Source organism: Actinomadura sp. NBRC 104425, assembly GCF_030269545.1.
Taxonomy (GTDB): Bacteria; Actinomycetota; Actinomycetes; order Streptosporangiales; family Streptosporangiaceae; genus Spirillospora; species Spirillospora keratinilytica.
Map to the genome: position 1 here is coordinate 1 of NZ_BSTN01000129.1, position 370 is coordinate 370.

Consider the following 370-nt stretch of genomic DNA (forward strand, 5'->3'; position numbering starts at 1 on the left):
CTGGACCGGGCCACCGGCCGGCCCGTGCGCCGCTACGAACACCCGCCCGGTGACCTGGTGCACGTGGACGTCAAGAAGCTGGGCAACATCCCCGACGGCGGCGGCCACCGCGTGCACGGCCGCGCCATCGGCAGGCGCAACAGCGCGGCCCACCGCGATCCGGCCCGGCCCCGCACGGTCCCCGGCCGCCCCAACCTGGGCTACGGGTACCTGCACACCGCCATCGACGACCACTGCCGCCTTGCCTACACCGAGATCCTGCCGGATGAGACCAAGGAGTCGGCAGCCGCGTTTGTGGACTCGTGCGCAGGCGTTCTTCGCCGCCGCCGGAATCACCGTGCGCCGTGTACTGACCGACAACGGCTCGTGC

At 72.4% G+C, this 370-nt stretch carries 1 pseudogene; it reads left to right on the top strand.

The annotated features are described in order from the left end of the window. Nucleotides 1-370, top strand: a pseudogene (locus QSK22_RS33415) (IS481 family transposase); the annotation flags it as partial.